This is a genomic window from Psychrobacillus sp. Z3-81 (assembly GCF_056620325.1).
Window position 1 is genome coordinate 131,348 of sequence record NZ_JBWQPU010000009.1, and the last position, 20,289, is coordinate 151,636.

Genomic DNA, 20,289 nt, shown 5'->3' on the forward strand with positions numbered 1-20,289 from the left:
TCTAGGCACATGAATCCGCTGAAGTGAATAGTATAGGTAATATGGTTTTTTAAGAAGTGAAATTCTTTTATAAGGTGGGATGAATATTACAGAACAAACCTTGCGATTGGATTCTCATGATAGTAAAAAGTGGGCTAGTTTGGTGGAGAAACTTCATGCGGATTTATCTCTACAACAAGTAGAAACCACACCATGGTTTAATTATCGTGCAGTGGATGTCCTATCGAGGCAACTACATGGAGAGCATCAGAAGGATTCAAAAGAAAGTGCAAGTAACCATCGAATGAAACTGCCTCGCTTTAAACTCCGAAGAAGAATAGCCGAAAGACCATTCAATATCTTAATGTATAGGAATCTTCCAAGTGAAACTAAGGATGTGATTAATCATCCCAAGCAATATAAGGGAAAGCCTATCTACCTTTCGAAAAATACAAATGCCTATACAAAATTCTCCTCTTTCCAAAGCGGGATTATAAATATAAATCCTGTACCATCAACCATAGAAACACTACCATCCCTAATAAATGTGGAGCCATTTATAGAAGAGATAGAAGATGGCTATAATTTAGAGCTTGAATTAATGGCCTATTCGGAAAGCGACAGTGTATATGTTTCAAAGAAAACTGTATTTCCACCATATGATTCCTCTTACTTATACGACTTAGTAAAACAAGAACATAATAATGACAAACAAAAAAGTAAGCTGAAGTAGATAGAATAAGAGGGAGAGAGCAGAAATAAAATTTCAATCGTTTTCTTAAACATAAAACTAAATATATTCATGAGATTTAGATTCCATGGTGCTTAAATGCAAAAAAAGCGCAAATTCTTTTTTAGGAATTGCGCCCGATTGTAGAGGATTTTATTTCAAAAAGTATTCAACATAAAATAACTCATTATTATAACTATAAATACTGCTTTCTATCTAATAAGGATTTCTTTTTGGTAATAATTAGCCATAATATGGAGAAATAATAAATGATGATTGTTCCTATTACACTATAATATAGTGCTGATACTGAAGTGGGGCCCCATACTCTAATAAACTTCCAAGTCATTCCTAATAAAAATTTAGGAGCCACTATCATAAGTACCAAAATGGCTGTTGCAAATAATGAATGGAACACTAATAGAAAGAGTCTCTTTCCTTTCAATGATGCCCAGGATCGTTGTTTTCTTTTAAATTTCCATAAGTTTCTTAGCAATAAAAGACTAAAAATTAGTCCTAGAAAGCCAATAATAATACAGAGAATTGATACGATTTTATCTAATTGTTGATATCCGTCAGTATGATTCAAGCTGACATTATTTTCTTCCCATAAATCCATTACACCTTGACCTATTGCTGTCGTAAAGGTTGTATCCATATTGGATAAAATTGCTACACCTATTTGTTCTTCAGGTTGCATGATAAAGAAAGATGAAAATGTTGGATTTGCACCATCGTGCCATATGTATCGTTTGTCATTCTTTTGCTCAACGCTCCAACCACTTGCATAATAGGTGTCTGGAAGGAAAGGCTCTACGGATTGATCAGGGATGTGAGATTGTTCAATCGTTTTTTTACTAAATGTACTGTTTTGAATGGTTCCTAACTGTAGGTTTAGCCATCTTGCGATATCGTTTGTATTACTGACAATATAACCAGCAGGTATATTTCCCCGATAAATAGGTGGCGTATAAACTTGCTCTCTCATGAATCCAATCTTATAACCAGTTGCCAGTGCATCGGACTTAACTTGATGTATGCCGACATAGGAATTATCCATACCGATTTGTTCAAATAAAAGTTCTTTTATATACAAATCATATGGCTGTTTTGAAACTTTCTCAATAATAAGTCCTAAAACATCATAATTGATTGTTGCATATTCATATGAGCTGCCTGGTTCACGATTCAAGGATTGTTCAAGTAAGGTTTTTACAGTTAATTCAAGTGCGTTTTCTGCGTTGCTCTCGGGAATATGTACAATAGTGTTCGAAGCAATACCACTGTTATGATAAAGTAATTGATTTATTGTAATGGTCTGCAGTTCGCCTTTATATTTTAATTCTAGCCAGGGGATGTATTTCCGTATATCATCAGTTCGTTTTAATAATCCTTCTTCTTCTAACTGTAAAATAGCAAGACCTGTAAATGCTTTCGATGTTGACGCCAGTTCAAATAAAGTATTAGAAGTAACTGGTATTTTCTCCTTTACATCAGCGTATCCAAAACCTTTTTGATAAACTGTTTCTCCCTTCTCTACAATAACTAATGATATTCCGGGAATTTGACTAATCTTTCTTTGTTCCTCTACAAATTGTTCAATCTTATTAATTTTATCATTTACCTCTGCATGACCTATGGGGATTGAAATATTAATTAAACCTAAAAATAGAGCGACCATTAGAATTACTTTTCTCATCTCTTTATTTACTCCTTTTCAGATGAAATATGGATTATTATATTTCCATAATAAACCTATAATACCATAAATAATTAGAATGAAATAGCCAATCGAGTTAAAATCTTTACAATCCTAAATATGATATTCGACAATTTAAACTGTTTGAAATTGGCACAGGTGTACAATTTTTTATAAACAATCATAGTAGAATTACGGTAATAGAACTGTATGTTATACAAAAGCAGTAGCCGTAGGTTAATGATTTTTTAGTTAGAAACTGACAGGGAAATGAAAGTTAAGAAATATAAGTAAGAAGGAATTTTACAGTTGAGGAAGTAGGGGGGACCTCAAACCCTACAGGATTGGACATTTTAGTCAAATCATCTATAAATGAAAAAACGGCGAGAACCTATGAGGAACACGCCGTAAACTCTATTAAAATACTTTTACCAAAGCTTGTAGCCTTTCGATCCTGGTGGTGCATTTTGAATCATATCAATGATCGGAACAGTGTAAGCGAACAATATCAAGAGAACAGTAATCGTTAACCAAATCTTCCAGTTCTCTAGAGCCATCGGAGTTTTTTCTGCATTCTCGGATACTTCTCCAACAGGGAACTCTGTTTCACCTTTTGGAGCAAACCATACCAACTGAACAACGATATAGATAATCAAGATAATCCCGATAAAGAGAATCGTTCCACCGACTGCTTGTGCAATCTGGTAAGGAATCCATTCGCTCGCTTGAGGTGAGCCGCCATAAGTAGAATAATCAGAGCGTCTTGGAGCACCTAATAATCCGGCAATATGCATTGCTCCCGACATTATACTCATCCCAACTGCCCAGACAATACCTTGAATGATGGCAAGTCGGTTAATTTTCTTCGTTAACACTCTACCTGTTAGGTGAGGGATCAACCAATAAGCAGCACCAAAGAATGTGAGTACTACAGTTGTTGCAAGAGTCAAATGGAAGTGTCCAGTTACCCAAATGGTATTATGGACAACTTGATTCATCTGGTTGGATGCATTGACGATACCGCCAGCGCCTGCAGGTATAAATGCCGCCATTCCGATGAACGGAACTACGAATCTAGCATCCTTCCAAGGTAGCTTTTTAAACCATCCAAAGATTCCTTTTCCACCTAATTCTCGTCCACGAAGCTCGAAGGTTGCAAACATAGAGAACGCAGTAAGAAGGGAAGGGATAACAACCATCATTGTTAAAACAACCTGTAAGTACTTCCAGAAGGAATCGATACCTGGCTCAGTTAACTGATGGTGGAACCCTACTGGAATAGAGAATATCAAGAACAGCATGAAGGATAATCTAGCTAATGAATCAGAGTAAATCTTACCACCAATAATTTTGGGGATAATTACATACCAAACCATGTAGGCTGGTAATAGCCAGAAGTACACTAATGGATGTCCAAAATACCAGAACAACGTACGAGAAAGCAATACATCTACTTTATCAACCCAGCCTAATGACCACGGGATCAGCTGGAAAACAACCTCTACTGCAACACCAAGGGAGCAGATGATCCACATAGTTAAATTGACAATTACCATAAAAGTAAGCAGAGGACTCGGTTCGCCAGGGTTCGCCTTACGCCACTCTCTATATTTCATTATAAGGCCTGCTCCGCCAATCCAAGAGCCCACTACTACCAATGCAAGCCCTACATAGAAGATCCAGTGTGCTTGAAGGGGAGCGTAGAATGTATAAAGTACAGATGCTTCATTTAATAAAACCATTACGGAAGCTGCAACAGTTCCGATTGTCATGACCCAGAAGCCAATCCAGCCGAAAAGGCGTTGCTTATCAGTTAACGTACCAGCTGTGCGACTGACTGCTGCAATTTGAAAACCAAAGATAAAATAAGTTGTAAGAATAAGTCCCAATAATACACCATGGACAGTGAGAAGCTGATAATAGCCAATTCCCCATGGTAATGTAAATTGTCCTGATCGTACTAATGTTTGAAGGAGTCCACATAACCCACCTATCAATAAGGCGATGAAGGCCACGTGTATATGAGCCATCGCCAGTCTTCCATCACGACGGTCAACCTTTATAAAGCCTGTTGCTTTTTCTTTTATCGTTGCCATGTTACTCAACCACCTTTAGCATAGATGACATAGAAGTGTGTCCTACGCCACAATATTCATTACATAAAATCAAATACTCTCCAACTTCATCCACTGTCGTCACGTATTCAGAGATATATCCCGGCTCTAGCATCATATTGATATTCGTACCAGCAACCTGGAAGCCATGGATGACATCAGAGGTTGTCGCGATAAATTTCACTTTTGCTCCTACAGGAAGTTCAATTTCAGGTGGGTTATAATAAAAGGCAGATGCATGAATAACTACTTCATAATCCCAATCCTTTCCTTCCACCTTATGTACCCCTGGATTATTAAAAGGTGCTATTTCAGTTACTCGCTCAGGATCCACGTAGACCTTTGCACTAGGTGGATGCGAGCCGTAATGAAACGCACTGAATCCCACTATTACTAAAAATAGTACAAGTGACCCAACTCCAAAAGTTAGCCACCATTTTTCATACTTGTGAATATGCATTGCTTTGTACCTCCATCCAATTAAAATCGATCAACAAATAAGTAAAATGCCATGAACCAAATAATTAAGATAAATACACCAACAAATGTAACTGAGATTAAAGTCCCTTTTAACTCAGGTTCCTTTGTCTTCTTTTTTGACATTTGTTACCACCTCCGTAACTTTTTTTCACTATAGGTCAATCATAAGGAGATTGGAAAAAAGAAGATGTGATTTTTATCACACTTATAGCGGATAATGTGAAGATACTGTGAAACTTAGAAAAGCTAGAGAGTTTTACCTTCTATTTCCTGCTCGAGAGAATAAAAGATTGTCAAAAAGTAAAAAGCTGCAGTCCTAATGACCGCAGCTTTCGTATGTATTAAATATCATCAACCGTTAGAATAATCGTGATCTTACCTATATTCAAGAGTTGTACGGGAAGCATTATGGCACGCTGAAATCCATAGAATTTTGTGTTCCCTACTAAAACGGTCGGGGGAGTAATATCAATCTCCAGCTGATCACTGGAAACTACCGTGCAAAGGTTTCCGGCTATCATGTTCCCTAGCTCTCCTGTAAAGGATTCGAGCATTTCCCCCTCTAATGGCATCCCAAACATGTGCTGACTTATAGAAGAGAAAGTGGCACCGGTTGAATCAATGATGATACGACCTTTCATATCCCCAATAATTCCAATTAACACACCCATTTCACTTTGCTCAAATGGCTGCTGCGAAGAAGAAGGGGACTGGAAATCCATAGATATAGGAATTACTGACCGTAGAGAGGAAATAGTCCCATTTAAAAGAGTTTGAATTTGCTTAGTTGTAGTCATAATAAATCTCCATGTAGTAAGTATGTCTTAATGTTAGCACAATTCATAGGTAAAAAGAATAGGGGCTCTAGTAAAAATATTAAAGCTGTGTTATTATTTAAATGAGAATGAGTTTCAACATCATTAAAGGAGAGATACAGGATGATTCTAATCCCTATCACAGCAACAGTTATCATCTACGGACTTACGACAAAATATATTCTTAAATCAATCACACCACAGCCAAAATAAAGAATGGAAGGGTTTATTACCTTGCCATTCTTTTTTTATGGTCGAGAATTGTGGGGGGATCTTGATTAAGCCTATGTATCTTGCGAGGGCAGCGAGCTGAGCTTCGAATCTTGCGATAAACCTGTTCTATTTTGCAGTTAAGGCAGGGGATCTTGCGATTAAGCCATAGTATCTTGCGATTATGGAAAAAATCTTGCGGTTCAGGGAGCCGCTGCTAATAAGTCATCGTTCATGTTCGAAGTCTTTACGATAAATGAAGTGATCTCCACGATTACGTTAGAGAGCTCTACGATTAAGAGCGAGATCTTTACGATACAAGAAGCCGCAACTAAGAAGTCAGCGATTAAGGTTGAAGTCTTGACGATAAATGGAGTGATCTCCACGATTACGGCAGAGATCTTTACGATTAAGAGCGAGATCTTTACGATACAAGAAGCCATAGCTAAGAAGTCAGCGATTATGGTCGAAGTCTTTGCGATAATGGAGGAATCTCCACGATTACGGCAGAGATCTTTGCGATTAAGAGCGAGGTCTTTGCGATACAAGAAGTCGCGGCTAAGAAGTCGGCGATTAAGGACGAAATCTTTACGATAAATGGAGTGATTTCCACGATTACGCTAGAGGTCTTTCCGATACCAGGGAGCACAGCTTCGAAGCTTCCAATAAATCCGTTCGATCTTGCAATAAGATCTTTTTTTCACTATAAATGAAAAAAGCTGGAGAACCCCCAGCTTTCATAATTAATTAGTAGATAGTTGTTCAAGCGTTGGCCACTTCACGATTTGCTGGTGTTCTTCTCCATCCATCGCGTAGGTCATTTTTACTCTTCGAGAGTCATCTTCTACAACATTCCCCAACTTAAGCTTCCAAACTATTTTCCCTTCGCCGCTGAGTTCAAAGTCACCTAGGCTTTGTATATCTCCGATGTTTTCTTTGCCGCCATAAATACCGCTTTCCTTTAAAGGAGCTGCACCAAAAAATTCATACTCCATTCCGTCTTCTTCATATGTAATAGGCATATCGTTATCTTTTATCAATTCGATTGATTGAATGGTTACTGCTGATTCTCCAGTCCACTCTATTGGAGCAACTAGTTGATAACTTTCATTTGATTGTGGCTCGAATCCAAAGTTCCCAATGAGGAATTCTCCTTCGGCTGCCTTTTGATCATTGCAGCCCATTAATATACCTACTAATAATAAAAACAAGAAAATCTTCTTCATCATATTCACCTCCCTATTTACTGTACCATAGAGAACGAAAAAAGTTATGTGAATATAGCTATTTTTTAAACAAATCGTTATAGAGAACCTCTCTTGAAGACTTTATTTCTCGGATAAATTAAGTCATATTTTGTTGAAATTTCTGATATGATAGACATAGATTGTGAAGATTTATAAAAGGGGAATAATTACGTACATGAATGATTTAGAGCAGTTACAGTCAATCAAAACCAAAAATGCATTACTCGCAACAATTTTTAAATTACATAACGATGAAGAGCGCTATGCGAAGGCAAAGCTCTTTGCAGATAAATTGGAGAAACAGACATTTACGATAGGCTTTGCAGGACACTTTTCAGCAGGTAAATCCAGTATGATCAACGCTTTGGTGGATGAGCAGCTTTTACCGACAAGCCCTATACCAACCTCTGCGAACATAGTGAACGTTAAAAAAGCAGAAGAAAACTATGCAATTGTGCACTTTATTGATCAGCCACCTGTGAGGTTTTCAGGGGAATATGATATACAAATGGTGAAGAAATACTCCAAGGATGGCAGTCAGGTTTCTCAAATTGAGATTGGCTACAAGGATTCTGCTTTACCGGAGGGCATTTCCGTGATGGATACGCCTGGTGTTGATTCCACCGATGATGCGCACCGTGTTTCCACAGAATCTGCACTACATCTAGCGGACATCGTGTTTTATGTAATGGATTATAACCATGTGCAATCAGAGTTGAACTTTCAATTTACAAAGGAATTGCTTCATTATAATGAAAATATCTATTTAATTGTCAATCAGATTGACAAGCATCGGGAAGAGGAGCTGTCCTTTGAAAGCTTTCAACAGTCCGTGGCCGATTCCTTTGCGGCTTGGTCGGTTTATCCGAAGGGGATTTTCTTCACTTCTTTAAAGAATCCAACGCTGTCTCATAATGATTTTCCTTCGGTACAAGAGATTGTTCGAAAGTCTATTGAGCAGAAGGAAGAGCTGTTTTTATTATCTTCAGAGGCAACGCTTCAAAAACTGATAGACGAGCATAAGAGGTTTTTACAAGAAGAACAGACTTCTTCGTTATTAGAGGTCGAGGAGATTCTTAGCCAGGACGAATGGGAGAATCGGGAGGAAATACTGGAGCAGCTTGCGATTTCGTTAAAGCAAGAGGCATTGCAGGATGAGGATGCTTGGAAAAAGGAATTTGAAGCGAAACGTAAGCAGTTACTACAAAACGCTGGCATCATGCCTTATGAAATGCGGGAACAATTAAGACTTTACGCAGAAAGTAAGCAGGACTCCTTTAAGGTCGGCTTCTTAGGAAGTAAAAAGAAGACAGAGCTGGAGAGAGAGAAGCGACTAGAGGATGCTAGAAGCCAGCTTGCGAAAATTGTAAATACAAATATTACGACTCATCTGAAAGCGCTAATGAAAGCGATGCTAAAGGATGCAGGTGTCTCGAAGGATGAATACATGAGAGAGATAGAGGAGCTTCCGCTCGAAATTTCAGCAGATATTATTCAAAATACTCTTCACGAGGGAGCAAGCGTGACAGGGGATGCTATCCTGAACTATGCGAACCGTGTAACGGAGGCAGTGAGCCGATTCTTTATTAAAGAAGCAGATGCTTGGAAGGAAAAGGGTGCGTCTCATGTCAAGGAAGCAGAGGCGGGGACAGCTAACACCTCCTCCAAGCTTTCCAAGCTGCAGCAAAAACAAGAGGCGATCCTACGTATCCAGAAGATTGCCGATCAGCACGACTCTTTTGAAAAGCTGCTAACTGCACCATCTATCCAGCTTCGTAAGGACAGGGATTCCTTAATGGCTAGGTGGCAGGAGGAAAAGGATCGCTTTGAGAAATCAATCCGTGCATACGATCCAGCAGAGCAGGAGCAGAAAGAAGAGACTGCTGTTCAGCAACAAGAGGAAATAGTGGAAGAACAGCAGGACGTATTGCCAGTTGACCAAATTGTTGAACGTGCTAACCGAATCAGTGAAATATTATCAGAGCTGCCGGAGTTCAAGGAAGCGGCTGCAGTCATAACTCGTAAGGCTTTAAGGGTACAAAAGCAGCAGTTTACCATTGCCTTGTTTGGTGCGTTTAGTGCCGGGAAGTCCAGTTTTTCGAATGCGCTGATGGGGGCAAATGTGCTTCCTGTCTCACCAAATCCGACCACAGCAGCTATCAATAAAATACATCCGGTTTCAACGGAGCATGCTCATAATACTGCAGACGTTACATTAAAAACAGCATCTCAGTTGCTAACGGATGTGCAGTTTGCGTATCAGCAGCTTGGCATACAGGTTTCTTCTCTAGAGGAGGCTTATACGAAAGCACCATCTATATTAGAAGGAACAGCTCATCAAGAAGTACACAAATCCTTTATTGCCGCTTATTATAAGGGCTTTGAGAATGTGAAGGACAAGCTCGGGGAGATTTTACGGGTTGATGGTGACGACTTCCGCCGCTATGTGGCAGAGGAATCAAAGAGCTGCTTTGTCGATAATATTGACTTTTACTATGATTGTGAGCTCACAAGACTAGGGGTTACATTAGTAGACACACCAGGGGCTGACTCCATCAACGCGCGTCATACTGGGGTTGCGTTTGACTATATTCGAAATGCGGATGCGATTTTATTTGTTACGTATTATAATCATGCCTTCGCAAAGGCGGATCGTGAGTTTTTAATTCAGCTCGGTCGTGTGAAGGACGCCTTTGAGTTAGATAAGATGTTCTTCATTGTCAATGCGATTGATCTTGCGTCTAATGAAGAAGAAGCGGAGCTTGTGAAGCAGTACGTGAAGGATGAGCTTCAACGATTTGGTATACGTTTCCCACGTGTCTACGGAGTATCCAGCTTAGAGGCACTAAAGGAAAAAGTGGATGGCAAGCCTCTTCACGAAGGTATGAAACAGTTTGAGTCTGCTTTCGAGCAGTTCCTCGAGAAGGATTTAAAGCAAATAGCAGTCACTGCTTTAGATGAGGAAGCGACGAGACAGAAGGAGAAACTGCATTCGCTAATTGAACAAACGGAGCGCAACCTTGCTAGAAAGTCGGAGCGTTTAGTGGAGCTGAAGCAGCAGGAGCACCAAATTGTTGGGCGCTATGAAAAAATAAATGCAACTAACATAACGAAAGCTGCAATAGATGAGCTGGAATCACTGATTTACTATTTACATCAACGAGTATTCTATCGGTTTAACGAGTTTTTCCGTGAAGCCTATAATCCTTCTTTATTTGCAAATCAGTCTGCAAGTGTGGCATTAGACATCGCCTTAAAAGATATTTTAGAAATGCTGCGTTTTGACTTGGAGCAAGAGCTACGTGTTACCAATTTCCGAATTCTTCAGTATAGTCAAAAGCAGGTGAAGCAGCTGGAGAAGGAAGAAATTCGTTTCTTAAAAGAGCTAAATGATAGCTTCGCTTTCACACCGATGGAACCAAGCGACGAGGAGCTGCTAGATTTTAGCGGACCGTTCCAGGATAGAACGAAATATGCTGGAGTAAAATCATTTTATAAAAATCAAAAATCATTTTTTGAGAAAAATGAAAAGGAAAAACTGCGTGATGCATTAGCAGAGCAAACGAAAAAGGATGCAGAAGTCTACTTGCAGGGAGAATTAACACGCATTTCCGAATGGATAGAAGCTTATGTAATAAAAGAAATAGAAGGATTACGCAACAAGCTTGTAGAAGATAGCGTAAAACAAATAGATGCGGAGAGAAATCTGCTGGAGAAGGAAGACATTCTGACACTTTGGAAGGAGATTTATCAACGCATTGATGAAGGAGAGCAAGCTTCATGACAAAGGTATTTGTAAATCTGGAGGATATCCAGGATACACAAAACGCACGTTTTATCGATACAAGGTTTGATCTGGCTGATGCTACAATGGGCAAGAAATTGTATGAGGAAGGACATATTGCTGGTGCTGTTTATTGGGATTTGGAGCAGGATCTCTCAGATATGGACAGCAAGAGTGGAAGGCATCCGATGATCTCAAAGGAAAAAATGACTACCCTTGTCCAGCAGTTCGGTCTACAGCTGGAGGACACGATTTATCTATACGACCAAGGCGGTTCTCCTTTTGCACTAAGAGCCTACTTTTTACTGGAGTGGGCAGGCTTTGAGCATATCTTTGTGCTAAGAGAAGGCTACGAGGAAATAAAGAAAAAATTGCCGACAACTTCAGAAATCACTGCTTATTCACCTTCCACTGTCACGCCGAAGTGGAAGGATGAGCTAATTGTAGATGTGGCAGTTGTCGAAGAAGTGGTAGCTGGTATTACAAAAGCACAGCTGATAGATGCTCGGGCGGCAAAAAGATTCCGTGGAGAATTCGAGCCAATTGACCCGATAGCAGGCCATATCCCAACTGCGATCAATTATGACTGGGAGCAGCTGAAGAAGGAAGGCCAATTTGCCGATTCTGAAGAAATAAAGGAAAAGCTAGCGGACCTTACCTCTAAGGATGTTCCGGTTATCGCTTACTGTGGTAGTGGCGTAACAGCAGCTCCGCTATATGCCAGCCTAAAAGAAGCTGGCTATCCAGAAGTAAAAATTTATGTTGGCAGCTATAGTGACTGGATACGAGAGCATGAGGTAGAAACTGAGTTGTAAATAGAACAGCACTTTCATTTGGATGACCAAAGAAAGTGCTGTTTTTTTATTCTCCATTTCAGAGGAATACGTATCTTGAATCTGCCTAAAATATGGTATAATTAGGTTATGTAATAACAAGGGTTTCATGGGCGGCAGCACATCTTTTCAACTCACTTTCTCAGTGGGAGAGAGGGGGTGTAGCTGATGACAGTATATGAAGCAATAAGCATTATGATTGTATTTTCAGTGCTAATTGTAGCAATCATTGTACTGTTATTTACTTTTACACAAAAAAAGTAAACCGCCCGAGCCTGGAAGCAATGGCGGTTTACTAAACGCTGTGCTGTTCGCCTTTGAAGCGAACTATGTTATTACTAAGACTGTTGGCGAACCCCTCGCCAGCAGTCTTTTTAATATACTCATTTCTTACATTCATTATAACATAGTGTTTTTTATATTCAATCAATTTAATCTAGCTTAGGAAAGCAGAAACTATGCTTAATGATTAAGATTTTTAGATTGGCTCTTTCCACAAAGAAAGTTGGTGTATGTTATTCGATTGTTAAAGGTCGTTTCTCAACTAAAGCACCTCGTTGAATGAGAAGCTACCATGAAGTTGTATAGCAATTAGTAAAAAATCAAAAATAGCAGTTGCAACCAATTACATAAAGTGGTAATTTTAATCTAATATATGGTTGATTAATCAATCAAAAATGGAGGGTTAAAATGGGAAGAAGTATAGATCAAAAGAAAAAGGATGTCTTACATGTTGCAACTAAATTATTTGCTGAAAACGGGTTTGAAGCAACGACAATGTCGGATATTGCTAAGCTCTCAGGTGTTGGGTTCGGAACTGTTGCCTCTTATTATGAGAATAAAGAAACGTTGTTGTTCAAGTGTGTAGAAGAGCCAATGAAAGATCTTTTAGAGAAAACTCTCCAATTTGACTGCACCCCCCAAAGTTATAAGAAGGAAATTGAAGTGATGGCATTTCATCATTTTAAATTATTTCATCAAAATAGAAATTATCTATTGTTATTAATTCATGTAACATCTCAATGGGAAAGATATTTTAAACCATATGAATTAGCTCACGAGTTTGCTCTATCGATAGCGAAAAAAATAGAATTGCTTATTAAAAATGGGCAAGATGCTGGGCAAATTTCTGAAGGGGACCCGTGGATAATTTCGAATGCCTATATTTCATTTATTCTAGGTCTATTTTTATCTAATACAAATGAATTTCCAGAGGAGTCTTTAAAGTCTTTTGCTGAGACTTCTATTCGATTATTTGGACTGCGATGAGCAGTCTACATATTTATATAGACTTGATTGATTAATCAATCGTAATTTGTAACTGAAATAAAATTTAATATAACATAGGAGGGAAGGGAATGAAAAACAGTTATTTAAAAAACCGAAATTTATTGGTCAGTTCTTTCACTGTAAATAAATTAGCAGAATCCATTTTTTATTTAACGATTATTTGGTATATCTATGAGGTAACAGAATCTCCGATAGCAACAACGTTCTATTCCATCATATCCATTATTAGTAGTGTATTTTTAGGACCAGTAGTTGGTGTATTTGCAGAAAGGAAATCACCAAAGACAGTTGTCCATTACTGCTTTATACTGCTTAGTGTAACTACTTTTATATTGGCACTCTTATTCTATTTAGAAATAGGATATATATTGATCTTTATATATTTATTCACTTTTATAAATACTATCCTGACAATGACAGCAAGTATTTCTAGGGGTCGATTAATTGGCCAAATTGCACCTACGAAAAACATACCACAGCTTTCGGGCTTATTAACTAGCTTTAGTTCGATTTCAGATATGGTAGGCAATGCTATTGCAGGTTTTTTACTAGTAGCATTAGGATACGCTGGTGTCATACTAATACAATCAGGTAGTTATTTATTATCTGTAATTTTAATATTATTTATTTTTGTAACTATAGAAAAACCACAAGCCCAATCTGCTACTAGTTCTATCCAAAAGCCAAATTTCTTTCAAGAATTAGTAGATGGAATGAAAGAATTTAGGGAAAATCGACCTGTATTTAAATTAATTATTATTGGATCTATGATTAATATTTTATCGATTGGTAGCGCCTTACTCGTTGTGCTCATACAAGAGCAATTTCAAGCAGGAGCAAAAGAATATGGTTTATTTCATACTGCAGGCACTATTGCGACACTTATAGTAGGTTTAAGTGCAGGTAAATTATTAAAGACTACTCGACCTGGAATTATGTTTGCTATTTGCTTATTTTCAGTAGGAGCTTCGATGTTGTTAATAAGTATAACGACCAATTTTTGGATTGGTACTATCTGGTTTATGTTTATTGCTGGTGCAGAAGTATTAATGTTCATTTCAATCAACTCTATGTTAATCATTTTAGTTGAAGAACATTTTAGAGCCAGAGTTATGTCCCTTGCGTTATCTATATCGAGTATATTTATGCCAGTTGGAATGCTTTTTAACTCTATTATTTCGGAATACTTTGCAATTAATTATGTTTATATAATCGTTGGAATATGGACGTTAATTTGGGCAGTGGTTGCTTTATTAAATAAAGATATCCGTGGTCTTAAATTTGATGAAGAACAATTAAAAGATATATGATAAGAAATTGAGCTTAAAGTTTCAAAAGACCCAATGCATTTCGTTGTTTAAGATAACTCCAATTCAATACAACTGGGGATCAATGGAGAAGGTTCATTCATTATAACGAAAAAATTTTTCTGATTATTATGGATATTTGTGTTAAAATAGGGTTGTAATGTAAATTATTTACTTGTTGGAATTGTGAGGGTCTCTCATAAATGAACAGTGATTTACTGGCAAAGGTCAGAAAGTCCTCGCCATTTTTATTATAAAATCAAGAACGGATAGATTTGAATAGAATAACAGAATAACTATCTTAATTTTTCAACTAACCAAGCAGTTTTTTTCAATAAGATCATTATTATAGGTGGCTTTTCATATGAAATATTTTTTGAAGTTACATGTTATTAGTCTTCTGTACGCTCTTATGATATTTGTTCCAATTGAGCTTATGGTGAATGTGTATAGGATTAGCAGAGTAACGAATTGGGAAGTTGGAAAGGTAAGTATGCTGACCAATGTAACAGTTGGTATAGAAATTTTAGGTGGAACAATATTACTCTTTTTCCTAACAAGGAAGTGGTTGGGTGAGCGAAAGGTAAATTTTTTTACGGCGATTCTCTGGATTCCCTACTTTGTTCTTCTCATTTATATATTCGCATCTTTATTTCCAATAACTAATCGGGGAGATACTCCTAATCCTGTTACAGGACTTTTCGTAATAGGAGGTTTGCTGGTATATCCATTCTATATACTAGTTCTGAATTTATTCTGTATAACAAATGAAAAGAAAGAAATGGAAGCAGGGGGTAAGGCGGATGTTAAATATCAATAATGCAGAACCGATTGTGAAGTCTTGGTATAAAGACGCTTATGCTTTATCGGGGATTGTAACAGCAATATTCTCTCCATTAATGGGGTTCATAGCATTCGTCATAGGTTATTTTTGTGGTTCAGAGCATTCTGGAAAAGTGATGGTGGCAACACTTTTTTCCTTTATCCTTTCATTTACAGTAGGATTACTGTTATAAAAACTGTGGGTGAACCAAAGATTTTATTTAGGAAGTGCTTATTAGAGAACATTAGATATAGATAGGGGGTCATTACATGCATTGGATAATGTGGTGTTTTTGGGGACTGCTAGCTTCTTTAGTTGTAGGTGGCTATGTTGTGGATTATTTAACAAAGGGAAAATATAAGATCTATAAGCAGGAGAAATCTTTAAACCAAACTGTTGCTGAAGCAGATGCCACTAGAGAAGTCGGTCGATATAATAGTCAAAGTGGCCTGTAAACGAGAACCTATACAGGTATATTATCTTCGTGAGCTTGGAAGGGGTTCCTTGCTCGCTTTTTTTATAGGGTTTAGAGAGGGGGAAATTGAATGTTCTTTCGTAAAATGACTGATGAAGACTTGGTAAACATGAGGAAAGCCAATCGATGAAAGATTCGTATTTTGTGGAGGAGATAAGATGTACATAGAGGATATATTTAGTGATTTACCAATGCTAGAAACAGAGCGTCTAATTCTTCGGAAAATCACTTTAGAGGATTTAGAAGATATACATGAATACGCTTCAAAAGAAGAGGTTTCCAAGTATGTAACCTGGGATACCCATGCAACAATAATGGATACACGAAATTATATTGAACTTGTACTAGAGAAATATCGGAACAAACAGGTTTCTCCATGGGGAATTCAATATAAGGAGAATAGTAAATTGATAGGAACAATCGACTTTGTGTGGTGGCAGCCAAATCAACAGATTGCTGAAATTGGATATGTCCTATCCAAAGAATATTGGGGACAGGGTTTAGTGACAGAAGCAGCTAATAAAGTAATACAATTTGGTTTTGACGAAATGGGACTGGTTCGTATTCAAGCTAGGTGTGACGTAAAGAACCTTGGTTCATCACGAGTCATGGAAAAGTTAGGCATGACCTTTGAAGGGATCATCCGAAAAGGGATAGTTGCAAAAGGAAAACATCGAGATGTAAAAATGTACTCAATACTTGATGAAGAGTTTGCAACTTTGAAAGAATCTAAACTCACAGGGGTGTCAAGGCTATGAAACTTCAAGTAAATAAAAGTGAACTGCAAACGAACGATGACATATGGAATGCGGTTTTAGCAGCCTATGTAGAATACGTATCTTTATTTCCGACAGAAGACGAGAAAATAAATGATTTCATCATTTTATTCAATTATTTTTGTGAGCTCGAAAGCGGAGGCCATGAAAGCTTATTGAATTGGTTTTCAGAGCATATAGAAGCAATGGGTATTCAAACGTATCTCCATAGATTGACGAACTTGCTTGAAAAGATTGGTGCATCCAGCTATGCAGAGATAGAAAAGAATAATCTGGAGGAACTTTGGAGTGCTTTTCTGGCATTAGAAAATAGTAGTAGTGAAGATCCACCAATTGAAAGCTTGGAAGTAGAATTTTATGGTCTTATCGAAAAAGCAGACGCTGCATATTTTAACCTTGGTCAGGAATTGAGTGAGCTACTAAGTGATTATGCTACTAAATGCCATGTTGAGATAATGGAGATAGTAGACTGTTAGATGTTTTCTAAAGCGCGTTGGTTAGTGGGTATTCAATCTTTTCGAAGGAAATTGCAATGGGAGGTTAATGGATGCGAGATTTTTTATTAACAGCTTTTCTCCTTGTGACAACTATGTCTATAATCGTTTGGATAGCAATGAATACAAATGGTATGAACGAACCTCAAACTACTAGAGAATGTAATACGAAGGATGAATCTATCTCCAAAAGTCATCAAGAGTATTTACTACAACACGGTTGGCATATTAAATCATCATGTGGCGCAAGAAAGCAGGTAATAGAATATTACTCAGAGCTTATACAGTCTCTACAGAGTGCTGGCTTGAATTTGGAACCATATAACCACAAAGGAATAGAAGCTAACATAACTACTTATCTTCTAAAGGAAAAGCAACAAACTGGTGATAAACTAACTGCCACGATTGTTGAAATAGATGGGGAATTAGTAGGTGGCTATGGAGGGTTAGAGAACTGGATTCCTGGGATTTTTAACTTGAGCGAAAAGAAGCGACTAGTGGAAGAAGGAATAATAGAAAGTAACAGTTTTTAGATTTTATAGACTGAAGATTCAGCTAACACGTGTAACCCGTAGCTAAAGGCAATGGGACTCGAAAGAAGTTTTTAGGGGGAAGTCAAATGGATATATTTATGGTGATCTTACCAATAATCAGTGTCATGTTAGGTTTATATTTAGTTTGTTTAGGATTATGGGAATTAAGAGTTGGTATGGATAGAAAAAGATTTATAAATTTCATGTTTTCAGGACTATTTTTGATTTTTATATTACCTATCATTTTGGGCTATCAATATATTAGTTTTTCTACTTATTGAACAGATATTAGTTTCATGAGGGGTTAATTTAGGGGGAGCAAGTGACGTGAATATTCATAAAAACGTAATTACATCGGGTGCTTATGTATTATATCAGGGGTTGTTTATCTTTCAGGTTGGACCTACAAAAAAGGCAGATGCGCTGGGAGTAGTTAGACTTGGTGGACATGTAGAACTTAATGAGACCCCCTTAGAGACCGCAGCATGTGAAGTATTTGAAGAGGCTTCTATGAAAATAAATCCTATGAATTCCCCTATTACCTATCATTTAAGTGATTGGGGAAGTAAGCCTTCCATCATTCAGCTTAACGAGAAAATTGCTCCGATTTTAGTCAAAGGAAATGAGCGAGGACCATTATCCATCATGTATCTTTCGTACTCTGAAAGTGAACCAGTTCCTTCCTCAGAAACTAATGGACTTCTTTTGCTAAGTCCAGAAGATGTTCAATTTATCTGTACTAATAAAATTACTTTATATGAATTTATTAAAAAGAACGGAAAAGTGATCTTAAAAAGCGATATAGATGGAGATTTACTATTAGCTCCTTTTCCTCAACTATTACTTCTTTCAAAACTGCTAAAAGAACATGCAGATTTGTTCATTCTAAAATCGTGAGTAGAGGAGGATGCATATGAAAAAGAGTATAAGCTTTACTTTTTTCTTACTAATTTTGATTCTCTGTGCCTGTAATCATGTAGAAGGAAATTCGCCTGAAAATGCATCAACTAACCAGTCTGAAAATAGAGACTATAAAGCACAAATACTTAAGGTCGAAACAGATTTAGAGGAGGAAAATGGTTGGCTGATTGTTCCAAAAGGGAAAAGTACGATGACTATTTTAGTGGAAGCAGAAAACGTGGAAACATTGTTATTTTGGATTGCTGAAACAGGAACAGGGACTTGGGAAGACAGAACGCTCATTGGTACCGACATAGACGGGAGTGATGGATGGGCTATTAAGTGGGATTTTGGTGAGAGAATATTTCACGATCATATTGTTATCCAGGCATTGGGAATGGATCACGTTACACAAGCAAAAGAGACCATCAATGTTCATTCTCTAATAGAGAGTGATTCGAAATAAGCTATTTGGTTATTGGTAATAAAATACATTATTATCTATAAAATCGAAACTTACTTCTTCCTCTAACGTATGTAAAGCAGGAGTACACCTCAATTTATCTTTCATCGTTCATTTGAAAAGATAGGAATAAAGGGAGGAAGATATGATGAACCATATAAAAGTTAGTTTACTGATATGCTTTGTGTTGTTATTTTTTGTCGGATGTTCATCTTCCGATGTGGAAATCACAAGTTATAAAGAGTCAGGGATAAACGAAGATTTTCCTGTTCCGTCTAAAGCGAAAGTAAGTGAAGTGCAATTTAACAATCCTCATATTAAAAAGGGCGAAAAGTATACCTTGAGAAATATCGGAGGAAAACAAGGACTTTATCCACCAGCTGATTATTTTGAGCAAATCAGTCTCGAAGGCTGGGAAGAGCTGAAAGAAGAAAGAATGGGACATGTCCATTTTTTTCAGAAAGAAGCTACCGTTATTTCTCTAGTGTTAAAAGAGGATTATTTTGAGTTATTTGAAATGAAGGAAGGGTATTTTGAAGACGAAATGTAATGAAGGGATAATCATTTGAAAGAAGACAGAGAAAACCATATAAAGAGTAATATCGATACAGATGATGGGTGGAATCGAACTTTATACGGAAGTCCAACGATTGGTGGCTTACTCGTTATTGGAGCAATCATTCTATATATCATTTTTAATAGTAATTGGTAAGGGGAATCCTCCTCCCAATTGGAATGTATTACATTTAAAAGGGAGGTCACCATGATAATCCAAAAGAATAAAATTAGATTCTGTATGTTTTTCGGAGTATTATTGCTCATCTTAACAGCTTGTTCCCAAGAAAAGACAGAAGAAAAAGAATTGATACAAAAAGTGCTTGAGCATCAATTTACTGGTCCTGATGAGAAGTTTGTGGATTTAGTATGGAATCCTAAATACAAAACTGTTGTGGATAATAAAGAAGAGAACAAAGAGTTAGATAAGTATGTAGATGAAGTGTACGGTCCATACTTTCTTGATTCTTATATTAGCTCTTTCCTAGCTTCATCTGGAACGACATATCCTATTGTTGCTCATCTCTCTGGACATCAGTTAAGTATGAAGGATTTGGTGATTGAGCAAAGCGAGAAAATGTCTAATCGATATACCTTCGTTGTAACGGTTGGTTATCAAAAAGATGGGGAGAAAGAACGAACAGCAAATGTAACAGGCGAAGTAATCTTCTCCACATCAGAAAAAGGGAAAATAGGTAAGTTCCAATATCAAGATATAGATGGTCTAGTGAATCAACTAATGAAGGAAATGAATAATTGATAGCTGCATGAATGCTTTTCCT

The 20,289-nt window shown here is 37.4% G+C and carries 24 protein-coding genes; 18 read left to right on the forward strand and 6 right to left on the reverse strand.

Annotated elements, in window-relative coordinates; all coding sequences use genetic code 11:
• Window positions 1-79: 79 nt before the first annotated feature.
• Complete coding sequence (locus tag AC1ECF_RS11670) at window positions 80-712, forward strand: hypothetical protein (RefSeq protein ID WP_480389592.1); 633 nt, start codon at window positions 80-82, stop codon at window positions 710-712.
• 193 nt (window positions 713-905) lie between these two features.
• On the opposite strand, the gene AC1ECF_RS11675 is transcribed toward AC1ECF_RS11670, so the two are convergent.
• From AC1ECF_RS11675 to AC1ECF_RS11700, 6 genes are all read right to left on the reverse strand, one after another.
• On the reverse strand, window positions 906-2,408 hold the full coding sequence (locus AC1ECF_RS11675) for a serine hydrolase domain-containing protein (RefSeq protein ID WP_480389593.1): 1,503 nt from the start codon (window positions 2,406-2,408) through the stop codon (window positions 906-908).
• A gap of 428 nt (window positions 2,409-2,836) precedes the next feature.
• Window positions 2,837-4,504, reverse strand: a complete 1,668-nt coding sequence (locus AC1ECF_RS11680; protein ID WP_480389594.1) for a b(o/a)3-type cytochrome-c oxidase subunit 1 — start codon at window positions 4,502-4,504, stop codon at window positions 2,837-2,839.
• A 1-nt stretch (window position 4,505) separates the two neighbouring features.
• Entirely contained in the window at window positions 4,506-4,982 is a 477-nt protein-coding gene (locus tag AC1ECF_RS11685) for a cupredoxin domain-containing protein (protein ID WP_480389595.1), read from the reverse strand.
• Window positions 4,983-5,002: 20 nt separating this feature from the next.
• The gene (locus AC1ECF_RS11690) at window positions 5,003-5,125 is read right to left on the reverse strand and encodes a cytochrome c oxidase subunit 2A (RefSeq protein ID WP_480389596.1); all 123 of its coding nucleotides are present in this window, start codon (window positions 5,123-5,125) and stop codon (window positions 5,003-5,005) included.
• A gap of 218 nt (window positions 5,126-5,343) precedes the next feature.
• Window positions 5,344-5,799 (reverse strand): chemotaxis protein CheX, encoded by a 456-nt coding sequence (locus AC1ECF_RS11695; RefSeq protein ID WP_480389597.1) that lies wholly within the window; start codon window positions 5,797-5,799, stop codon window positions 5,344-5,346.
• A 971-nt stretch (window positions 5,800-6,770) separates the two neighbouring features.
• On the reverse strand, window positions 6,771-7,253 hold the full coding sequence (locus AC1ECF_RS11700; RefSeq protein WP_480389598.1) for a hypothetical protein: 483 nt from the start codon (window positions 7,251-7,253) through the stop codon (window positions 6,771-6,773).
• A gap of 196 nt (window positions 7,254-7,449) precedes the next feature.
• Between AC1ECF_RS11700 and AC1ECF_RS11705 the strand changes: the two genes are divergently transcribed.
• The 17 genes from AC1ECF_RS11705 (at window position 7,450) to AC1ECF_RS11785 (ending at window position 20,267) form a co-directional block, all read left to right on the forward strand.
• Entirely contained in the window at window positions 7,450-11,058 is a 3,609-nt protein-coding gene (locus AC1ECF_RS11705) for a dynamin family protein (protein ID WP_480389599.1), read from the forward strand.
• Complete coding sequence (locus tag AC1ECF_RS11710) at window positions 11,055-11,873, forward strand: sulfurtransferase (protein WP_480389600.1); 819 nt, start codon at window positions 11,055-11,057, stop codon at window positions 11,871-11,873. Before AC1ECF_RS11705 ends, AC1ECF_RS11710 begins: the two co-directional genes overlap by 4 nt.
• Before the next feature lie 186 nt (window positions 11,874-12,059).
• Window positions 12,060-12,155 carry a putative holin-like toxin gene (locus AC1ECF_RS11715; RefSeq protein ID WP_480389601.1) on the forward strand — a complete coding sequence of 32 codons (96 nt, stop codon included), beginning with the start codon at window positions 12,060-12,062 and terminating at the stop codon, window positions 12,153-12,155.
• Window positions 12,156-12,581: 426 nt separating this feature from the next.
• Window positions 12,582-13,160, forward strand: a complete 579-nt coding sequence (locus AC1ECF_RS11720) for a TetR/AcrR family transcriptional regulator (protein ID WP_480389602.1) — start codon at window positions 12,582-12,584, stop codon at window positions 13,158-13,160.
• 89 nt (window positions 13,161-13,249) lie between these two features.
• Complete coding sequence (locus AC1ECF_RS11725) at window positions 13,250-14,491, forward strand: MFS transporter (protein WP_480389603.1); 1,242 nt, start codon at window positions 13,250-13,252, stop codon at window positions 14,489-14,491.
• Between the two features lie 361 nt (window positions 14,492-14,852).
• Window positions 14,853-15,308, forward strand: a complete 456-nt coding sequence (locus AC1ECF_RS11730; protein WP_480389604.1) for a hypothetical protein — start codon at window positions 14,853-14,855, stop codon at window positions 15,306-15,308.
• Window positions 15,292-15,504 carry a hypothetical protein gene (locus tag AC1ECF_RS11735; protein WP_480389605.1) on the forward strand — a complete coding sequence of 71 codons (213 nt, stop codon included), beginning with the start codon at window positions 15,292-15,294 and terminating at the stop codon, window positions 15,502-15,504. Before AC1ECF_RS11730 ends, AC1ECF_RS11735 begins: the two co-directional genes overlap by 17 nt.
• A gap of 76 nt (window positions 15,505-15,580) precedes the next feature.
• Window positions 15,581-15,766: a hypothetical protein gene (locus AC1ECF_RS11740; protein ID WP_480389606.1), complete on the forward strand. Its 186-nt coding sequence runs from the start codon at window positions 15,581-15,583 to the stop codon at window positions 15,764-15,766.
• A 178-nt stretch (window positions 15,767-15,944) separates the two neighbouring features.
• Window positions 15,945-16,544, forward strand: a complete 600-nt coding sequence (locus AC1ECF_RS11745) for a GNAT family N-acetyltransferase (RefSeq protein ID WP_480389607.1) — start codon at window positions 15,945-15,947, stop codon at window positions 16,542-16,544.
• Entirely contained in the window at window positions 16,541-17,038 is a 498-nt protein-coding gene (locus AC1ECF_RS11750; RefSeq protein WP_480389608.1) for a DMP19 family protein, read from the forward strand. Before AC1ECF_RS11745 ends, AC1ECF_RS11750 begins: the two co-directional genes overlap by 4 nt.
• Before the next feature lie 71 nt (window positions 17,039-17,109).
• Entirely contained in the window at window positions 17,110-17,589 is a 480-nt protein-coding gene (locus tag AC1ECF_RS11755; protein ID WP_480389609.1) for a hypothetical protein, read from the forward strand.
• A gap of 86 nt (window positions 17,590-17,675) precedes the next feature.
• Window positions 17,676-17,870 (forward strand): hypothetical protein, encoded by a 195-nt coding sequence (locus AC1ECF_RS11760; protein ID WP_480389610.1) that lies wholly within the window; start codon window positions 17,676-17,678, stop codon window positions 17,868-17,870.
• A gap of 46 nt (window positions 17,871-17,916) precedes the next feature.
• Window positions 17,917-18,486: an NUDIX hydrolase gene (locus AC1ECF_RS11765; RefSeq protein ID WP_480389611.1), complete on the forward strand. Its 570-nt coding sequence runs from the start codon at window positions 17,917-17,919 to the stop codon at window positions 18,484-18,486.
• A gap of 16 nt (window positions 18,487-18,502) precedes the next feature.
• The gene (locus AC1ECF_RS11770; RefSeq protein ID WP_480389612.1) at window positions 18,503-18,955 is read left to right on the forward strand and encodes a hypothetical protein; all 453 of its coding nucleotides are present in this window, start codon (window positions 18,503-18,505) and stop codon (window positions 18,953-18,955) included.
• Window positions 18,956-19,100: 145 nt separating this feature from the next.
• On the forward strand, window positions 19,101-19,502 hold the full coding sequence (locus tag AC1ECF_RS11775; RefSeq protein ID WP_480389613.1) for a hypothetical protein: 402 nt from the start codon (window positions 19,101-19,103) through the stop codon (window positions 19,500-19,502).
• A 15-nt stretch (window positions 19,503-19,517) separates the two neighbouring features.
• Complete coding sequence (locus tag AC1ECF_RS11780; RefSeq protein WP_480389614.1) at window positions 19,518-19,664, forward strand: hypothetical protein; 147 nt, start codon at window positions 19,518-19,520, stop codon at window positions 19,662-19,664.
• Between the two features lie 51 nt (window positions 19,665-19,715).
• Window positions 19,716-20,267 (forward strand): hypothetical protein, encoded by a 552-nt coding sequence (locus tag AC1ECF_RS11785; RefSeq protein WP_480389615.1) that lies wholly within the window; start codon window positions 19,716-19,718, stop codon window positions 20,265-20,267.
• The last annotated feature ends 22 nt before the right edge of the window (window positions 20,268-20,289 follow it).

Bases quoted from the DNA above. Each gene is read 5' to 3' on its own strand.
- AC1ECF_RS11715 (WP_480389601.1), top strand. From the start codon at position 12,060: ATGACAGTATATGAAGCAATAAGCATTATGATTGTATTTTCAGTGCTA.
- AC1ECF_RS11670 (WP_480389592.1), top strand. From the start codon at position 80: ATGAATATTACAGAACAAACCTTGCGATTGGATTCTCATGATAGTAAA.
- AC1ECF_RS11760 (WP_480389610.1), top strand. From the start codon at position 17,676: ATGGATATATTTATGGTGATCTTACCAATAATCAGTGTCATGTTAGGT.
- AC1ECF_RS11725 (WP_480389603.1), top strand. From the start codon at position 13,250: ATGAAAAACAGTTATTTAAAAAACCGAAATTTATTGGTCAGTTCTTTC.
- AC1ECF_RS11690 (WP_480389596.1), bottom strand. From the start codon at position 5,125: ATGTCAAAAAAGAAGACAAAGGAACCTGAGTTAAAAGGGACTTTAATC.
- AC1ECF_RS11755 (WP_480389609.1), top strand. From the start codon at position 17,110: ATGCGAGATTTTTTATTAACAGCTTTTCTCCTTGTGACAACTATGTCT.
- AC1ECF_RS11750 (WP_480389608.1), top strand. From the start codon at position 16,541: ATGAAACTTCAAGTAAATAAAAGTGAACTGCAAACGAACGATGACATA.
- AC1ECF_RS11705 (WP_480389599.1), top strand. From the start codon at position 7,450: ATGAATGATTTAGAGCAGTTACAGTCAATCAAAACCAAAAATGCATTA.
- AC1ECF_RS11685 (WP_480389595.1), bottom strand. From the start codon at position 4,982: ATGCATATTCACAAGTATGAAAAATGGTGGCTAACTTTTGGAGTTGGG.
- AC1ECF_RS11720 (WP_480389602.1), top strand. From the start codon at position 12,582: ATGGGAAGAAGTATAGATCAAAAGAAAAAGGATGTCTTACATGTTGCA.
- AC1ECF_RS11700 (WP_480389598.1), bottom strand. From the start codon at position 7,253: ATGAAGAAGATTTTCTTGTTTTTATTATTAGTAGGTATATTAATGGGC.
- AC1ECF_RS11710 (WP_480389600.1), top strand. From the start codon at position 11,055: ATGACAAAGGTATTTGTAAATCTGGAGGATATCCAGGATACACAAAAC.
- AC1ECF_RS11740 (WP_480389606.1), top strand. From the start codon at position 15,581: ATGCATTGGATAATGTGGTGTTTTTGGGGACTGCTAGCTTCTTTAGTT.
- AC1ECF_RS11675 (WP_480389593.1), bottom strand. From the start codon at position 2,408: ATGAGAAAAGTAATTCTAATGGTCGCTCTATTTTTAGGTTTAATTAAT.
- AC1ECF_RS11745 (WP_480389607.1), top strand. From the start codon at position 15,945: ATGTACATAGAGGATATATTTAGTGATTTACCAATGCTAGAAACAGAG.
- AC1ECF_RS11730 (WP_480389604.1), top strand. From the start codon at position 14,853: ATGAAATATTTTTTGAAGTTACATGTTATTAGTCTTCTGTACGCTCTT.
- AC1ECF_RS11785 (WP_480389615.1), top strand. From the start codon at position 19,716: ATGATAATCCAAAAGAATAAAATTAGATTCTGTATGTTTTTCGGAGTA.
- AC1ECF_RS11770 (WP_480389612.1), top strand. From the start codon at position 18,503: ATGAAAAAGAGTATAAGCTTTACTTTTTTCTTACTAATTTTGATTCTC.
- AC1ECF_RS11680 (WP_480389594.1), bottom strand. From the start codon at position 4,504: ATGGCAACGATAAAAGAAAAAGCAACAGGCTTTATAAAGGTTGACCGT.
- AC1ECF_RS11695 (WP_480389597.1), bottom strand. From the start codon at position 5,799: ATGACTACAACTAAGCAAATTCAAACTCTTTTAAATGGGACTATTTCC.
- AC1ECF_RS11775 (WP_480389613.1), top strand. From the start codon at position 19,101: ATGAACCATATAAAAGTTAGTTTACTGATATGCTTTGTGTTGTTATTT.
- AC1ECF_RS11735 (WP_480389605.1), top strand. From the start codon at position 15,292: ATGTTAAATATCAATAATGCAGAACCGATTGTGAAGTCTTGGTATAAA.